Below are 7403 nucleotides of genomic sequence, written 5' to 3'. Positions count from 1 at the left end.
CGTCTTGTATAGCAACTAGTGTTGCTCTAGGGGCTCCAACTACAGCTGATAATTGCGGGGTAGCTTCCGTTACCAATGATGCTCCGGCAACGTTCCCTCTTGGAGAAACCACAGTGACTTGGACGGTAACTGATAACGCTGGTCTTACAGCTACCTGTACACAAACGGTAACTGTTAATGACACAACGCCTCCTACAATTACTTGTCCTGCGGATCTAGTAATAAGTGCAGATACGTCTTGTGAGGCAACTAGTGTTGCTCTAGGAACTCCAACTATAGCTGATAATTGTGGGGTAGCTTCCGTTACCAATGATGCTCCGGCAACGTTCCCTCTTGGAGAAACCACAGTAACTTGGATAGTAACTGATAACGCTGGTCTTACAGCTACCTGTACACAAACGGTAACTGTTAATGATACAACACCGCCTACAATTACTTGTCCTGCGGATATGACAAATATCCCTGTTGATTCAGGAACCTGTGCTGCAGTAGTAAACTACACAGCACCTATAGGTACCGATAATTGTACTGGGGCAACTACCACTCAAACCACAGGATTACCTTCAGGTTCTGCATTCCCAGTAGGGACTACAACTAACACTTTTGTTGTTACAGATATTGCAGGAAACACAACTACATGTAGTTTTAATATTACAGTTATAGACAATGAACTACCAAACATTAGTTGTCCTGTAAATATCAATATAGATAACGACCCTGGTAACTGTAATGCTGTGGTAACATGGCCTAACCCAACCGCTACAGACAACTGTACTGGGTATACCGTTACAAGCTCTCATAGTTCCGGAGACACTTTCCCTATAGGTACAACAGAGGTAACGTATACCATTACAGATGCTTCTGGAAATACAGCAACCTGCTCCTTTAATGTGACTGTTGAAGATAACGAAAACCCAGTAATCACCTGTCCTTCAGACATCACTATAGATAGTGACCCAGGTAATTGTGATGCTATTGTAACATGGACAGCTCCAACTGCTACAGACAACTGTGCTGGCTTTACAGTTACAAGCTCTCATAACCCAGGAGATACTTTCCCATTAGGAACAACGACCGTTACATATACGATTATTGACGCTTCAAACAATGCAACAAACTGTTCCTTCAACATTACCGTTGAAGATAATGAAGCGCCTACAGCCTCCAATCCTGAGGATATTATAGTACAATGTTTATCTGATGTTCCGGAACCAAATATTACTGTTGTAACAGATGAAGCTGACAATTGCGGATCAACTACCGTCATACATATTGGAGATTCCGCAAGTCCTTCTGTAAATGATGGAACTATTATTAGAACCTATCAAATTGAAGATAGTAACGGAAATACTACAAATGTGACACAAAACATCTTTATTAATGACACAGTTGCACCTGTTCCAGATGCATCATCTTTACCTGTAATAGAAGTACAGTGTTCTGTAACACTTACACCTCCTACAGCTACAGATACTTGTGCAGGAATTATTACTGGAACTACTGCTACCACGACCTATTCTACACAGGGAGAATTTACGGTTATTTGGGTGTTTGATGATGGAAATGGCAATACTACAGAACAAGGGCAAACCGTAATTATAAAAGATACAGAAGCCCCTGCAACTCCTAGTTTACCTGATCTTGTTGGAGAATGCTCTTTAACACTAATACCACCAACAACAACAGATAATTGTCTTGGTGAAATTACAGGAACTACATCCTTAACAGACTTAACAATCACAACTGTAGGTACAGATGTTATTAATTGGCAGTTTACAGATGCTGCTGGTAACACTATAATCGTTCCTCAAAACATTGAGGTTACAGACAATGCACCTATCCCTGAATTAGAAAATCTACCTCCAATAGTTGCTGATGGATGTCAAATCCTAGACATGAGTTTCTTTGATACTATACCTACAGCAACTGATGGCTGTAATGGTAGCGTTATTACAGGAACATTAGGTGACGACTTTGTATTCCCTTATTCTTTTAGTGGAACACATTCCATTGATTGGGTCTTTACTGATAGCAACGGTAACGTCATTACACAGTCTCAAGATATCACCCTAAACCCTATTGAAGTAAATGGTGGAACAGTAACTGGTACATTTAATGGATCGGTATTCTCTAACGGAATTGACATATCCTCTTGTGGAGAAGTTATAAATGTAGACTTGAATTTAATAGATCAAATAGGAAGCATTGTGCAATGGGAAAAATTTGCAGTTAATGATGGGGTATGGGAAGTTGTTACTAATACAACTACAAATTTACAAGCTACCTTTCCTGTAGGCGCATTAGAGTCTACATACTATAGAGTGTTAGTTCAAACAGGAACTTGTTTCGAATATTCTAATCAATTTTTCATTAGAGCCTTACCACCTAGTGACCCGCCAACTGTTTCAAGTCCTGACGAGGATAATAAATATTGTTTAGGAGAACAGGTTAATTTACTTGCTACAAGTAATTACACTGCAATACAATCTGTTATTCCTGATTCTTCAGGAGATTTTAACCAAGGACAATTAAACACTCAGGATCCTGATGGGTGGCTAGTTGATGGTTTTCCAAATGGATTTACCGCTGGTGGTAGTGCAACAAAACCTAGAAATTGGTCTGCTAAAACTTGTAATAATCAAGTTAATGGAAATATTGAATATTGTAGTAATGAAGGAAAATATGCAATAGCATATGGAAATTATTATGAATTAGACCATAAAGGTAACTTAGTTTATGATGGAGCTAACCCTACCACATTAGAAACTCCAATTATGGACTTAACCAATGCGGTATCAGCTAGTCTCGATTTTGATCAAGCTTATTATTTTGCATTTGGTGACTATGCTAATATAGAAATATCTACGGATGGTGGTGTAACGTACGCTCCACTTAGATTAATGCACGCTGTAAATACTGCTCCGATAAATTGGTGGGATGCGGGAACAGCAGAATCTTATGTTGGTTCAACCCCAACAGAATATAATTTTGAAACAGATAATACTTCTATAGACCTTTCTGCTTATCTAGAAGAAAGTGAAGTACGTATTAAGTGGTCTTTTACAGGAACAACAGATGACAGTGCTTGGGCTTTAGATAATATATTTATAAACCAAGAAGTAGTTGTAGAAACAGAAATTGAATGGACAGATGGTATTGGAGATCCTGAAGAACCAGTAATAGTTGAAGGAGAAACTAGCGTAGGCTTTAGCTTTGTACCTGATGCTCCAGGCTTCCATCAATATGGAGGAACTGCTTTAATTAATGGTTGTAGAAACTATGATGAAGATGGAACAGCTCTAGTAGATATTTATGTTACCTACTCCTATGCAGGTGAAAATGTTAGTTATTTAGGCTCAGATTGTGGAAAAAACAGGATTCAACTAAATGCTTATGACAACACTAAATCTGCCACAGAAAACGCTGCAAAAGGAGCATTTACCCTACCTGCAGACTGTGTTAACTGTGATGACCCAGGAACAGGAGATATTGGAACTTGGAGTCTTGGCACTGTTTCAGGAAATATTTGTGGTGATGGCGCGTTCACGACCAATAACCCTACACTCTACCCAGACCCTAAAAATGACCCAGATGCTATATTTACAGCAGAAGAAGGTACTTATAGATTAATTTGGACTGTTGATGGGTGTAGCAGCGAAATAGAGGTAAAAACCATAAACTGTAACCAAATTGATTTTGATGGAGTAGATGATCATGTAGATTTTAAAAATGAGAATTTCCATTTAGACACTGGTAATTTTAGTATCGAAGCATGGGTTAAACCGGAATCTATAACTGGCACACACACTATTTTCTCAAAAAGAGACAATAGAAACAATGGTGGTAACAATTTTGGATATGACCTAAGCATTAATAGTTTGGGAGAGGTATCATTTAATGTCAATCAGTCGGCTAGCATCACTTCTTCCCCTTATAGAATAGACACCGATCGTTGGTATCATATCGCCTTAACTTTCAACACTAATCGTTATAAGTTATATATTGATGGCGTTCTAATTAAGGATAGTTCTGGTAACAATCCAAGAGCAAATAATCTAAAAGCCTTTTTAGGAGCAACAGACGATAAGGTAACCAATATTCCAATTAAATATTTTAATGGTTGGATAGATGAATTTAGAGTCTGGGATTTAGCGCTCAGCGAAGATCAAATTCACGAAATGATGAACCAAAGAATCTCACCAAGTCCATTAGTTACTGGTAATGTTCAGGGTAACACCATCCCTTTAGACATTAATGGATTACAATGGTCAAACCTAAGTGCATACTTCCAAATGGAACCAGAAAACTTGGCTTGCGGGTATTTAGTGTCAACTTCCAGTACAATAAAAGGGAAACTGAAAAACATATCAACAGACCAAATACGATCTGCTCCTTTACCATACACCTCAGCAGCTAACGGTACTTGGAATGATGTTAATATATGGGCACACCCAAATGTTTGGGATTCTCCAAACAGCATAGGGGTTGATGGCACAACTAAAATTGACTGGAACATTGTTAGAACATCGCACAATATTAGCTCTGGAGATAAAGACATTACACTTCTAGGTTTGTTTGTAGATTCTAATGAATTAAGCATGCAAGACCCAAGTAGTACATTAAACGAAACCAATGAAGGACAAATGTTATGGGTTACTAGATATCTAAACATTGATGGTAAAATAGACCTTGTTGGCGAATCACAATTAGTACAAAAACGTTATAAACCAACTCAAGTAGGAGAAAGTATTTTTGATAATACTAGTGCAGGTTATATTGAACGAGATCAACAAGGAACAGGTAATCCTTTTAATTACAACTATTGGGGTTCGCCAGTAGCAGAAGGGAACGCTTCAACAAATATGGTAACCAATGAAAGTACCAACCAATATTCTATTGGGGGTGTACTTAGAGATGGTACAACTACAGTAGAAATTCCGTTTAATAGACCTATATCTTGGACAGCTAATAATACGGCACAAGCAAGTAACCCTGCCCAAGTTAGTACTAGGTGGCTATATACCTATGCAAATAACACAGCTAACACCTATTCTGAATGGGATTTTGTAAGCAACACAAACCTTATTAATATTGGTCTTGGGTTTACTATGAAAGGAAGTGGAGCTGATGGCACAGAACCTTTTAGTGGAACAACTCAAAATTATGTATTTGTAGGTATACCTAATAATGGCACTATTAAAAACTCTATTGCCGGAGCAAATGAAGCTTTAATTGGTAACCCTTATCCATCTGCTATTGATGCAAATGCATTTATAGATGATAATGTACATGCTATAAATGGGGAAATATATTTTTGGGAGCATTATTTTTCTAATAACACTCATGTTTTACGAGATTATTTAGGGGGATATGCTACTTATACAAAAACTGGTGGTAATCCAGCTGTTACTCCACCTGAAACGGTAGATGGCGTAATTATAGCTGGGGGTAATGGAACAAAAGTTCCCGAGCGATATATCCCTGTAGGACAAGGATTCTTTGTAAAGGCTAATAATACAGGTGGCAATATAGTATTTAAAAATAGTCAAAGAATTGGAAAAAGAGAAGCGGTTACAGGAGCTCTAAATGACGGATCTTTATTCTTTAGAAATTCAGAATCAATAAACAATGCCTCTTCAGAAACTAGCGAAAACCTCATAAAACGTGTGCGTTTAGCATTTAAATCTCCAGAAGGAGCTGAAAGATATCTTTTATTAGGATTCACTCCAAACAACGAAGCTAGTGATGGATATGACTATGGTTATGATGCAATAAATGCTGACTACTTCCCTAGCGATATGTCTTTCTTAATTGACAATGAAAAATACGTAATACAAGGTACAGGTGTCTTTAGTGCTGATAAAATTTATCCATTAAGCATCGATTTAGCCATTACAGGAACAATAGAAGTTAGGTTAACAGCTCTTGAAAACTTTAATGAAGCAATTGATGTTTTTGTGTACGATTCGCTACTAGGAACTTATACTAGGATTAATGACGATGCATTTCAAATAGCTCTTGATGCAGGAAGTTATGACAATAGATATTTTATTAGCTTCCAAGAAGAGGAAACACTTAGTATTGAAAATGAAGTGATATCTAATATTATTGTAAATTATTTAAACGCTTCTAATGAAATCTATATAAACATCCCAATGGCAATTGATATCAAGCAGGTAAGTTTAGTGAATATGTTAGGACAAACGGTAAAAACTTGGAACGAAAACAATGCGCCATTATCTAACGAATGTAAAATACCAGTGAAAAAAATTGCTGAAGGAACTTATATCATTAAGATTCGAACTTCTGAGAACAAACTAATCAACAAAAAAGTTGTAGTGAAGCAAAATTAAAGCAAACACAACTAAACTTAAAATAGCGGCCAGTGGTCGCTATTTTTTTTACAAATTCTTCTGCAAAAATAGAGTTCTTCTTAAAAGTGAAATACAAACCCAAAAATGCATTTCATCGATTATTTGTGCATTTCACAGACTGCACCTGCTTTTTATCTTATATTAGCACACCAAATCATTTAAACCCAATTAAGATGAAAAAACTAACCTACTTATGTTTTATTGTATTTTGTGCTACAACAAGCTATGGAACCCCTTTTTCAACCGAAAACACTCAAGAAGCTAGTAGTTATGGGGTTCAACGAGTACGTATTGATTTCACTACGCCTCATGGATACGTGAGACATCTACTCTTGGGGTTTATTTCAGACAATAGTGCTACAGATAGTGTGGATTATGGGTATGATGCTTTGGTTGGAGACACTTTTCCTGATGATTTAAACTGGATGATTGAAGATGAAAGGTATGTTATTCAAGGCGTTGGTGCTTTTAACGACACAAAACAGTACCCCTTAGGAATGTTTATTTCAAATTCTGGAGACATCTCTATTTCTCTAGATACTTTAGAGAATTTTGAAACTACGATTGATGTATTCTTATACGATGCTTTACATAACTGCTACACCTTATTAAATGAAATAGATTTTGAAGATACCGTTAGCGAAGGAACTTACTTAGACAGGTATTATATTGCCTTTAAAAATGATACGGAAGGCTCGGTTGAAAATAGCTCTGGCACTCAATTGTCTATATCAGATAATAATAAAGAAGAAACTACCATTTCGTATTTAAGTCAGACTAAAGATGTTTATGTAAAATCTAATGCTACAATCTTAAAGTTAGAAATGTACAACCTATTAGGAAAACGAATCATAAACCAAGAAAACTTAAACACGAACACAATACGCCTAGCTACTACTTTTACAAATGAAAACTATGGAGTTGTAAGGATTCATACCGATCAAGGTATTATTCATAAAAAACTACTACTTAAATGATATGGTTAAAAACAAAGACCGCAACGTAATGTTGCGGTCTTTGTTTTATGAA

Annotated in this window: 2 protein-coding genes; both read left to right on the top strand. The window is 36.7% G+C overall.

Annotated elements, in window-relative coordinates:
- Positions 1 to 8 precede the first annotated feature (8 nt).
- Positions 9 to 6353, top strand: coding sequence for an HYR domain-containing protein (locus DU428_RS05775; RefSeq protein ID WP_243633454.1), 6345 nt, complete (start codon positions 9 to 11; stop codon positions 6351 to 6353).
- Positions 6354 to 6547: 194 nt separating this feature from the next.
- Complete coding sequence (locus DU428_RS05770) at positions 6548 to 7351, top strand: T9SS type A sorting domain-containing protein (RefSeq protein ID WP_113966293.1); 804 nt, start codon at positions 6548 to 6550, stop codon at positions 7349 to 7351.
- Positions 7352 to 7403 lie beyond the last annotated feature (52 nt).

Origin of the sequence: Oceanihabitans sediminis (genome assembly GCF_003337215.1) — a bacterium.
In the GTDB taxonomy this organism is placed as follows: Bacteria; Bacteroidota; Bacteroidia; order Flavobacteriales; family Flavobacteriaceae; genus Oceanihabitans; species Oceanihabitans sediminis.
Note: the sequence above shows the minus strand (reverse complement) of the source record. Positions and strands in the feature narration are given on the sequence as shown.

What these genes read in the sequence shown, in the direction of transcription:
- DU428_RS05770 (WP_113966293.1), top strand. Translation starts at nt 6,548, where the DNA reads ATGAAAAAACTAACCTACTTATGTTTTATTGTATTTTGTGCTACAACA.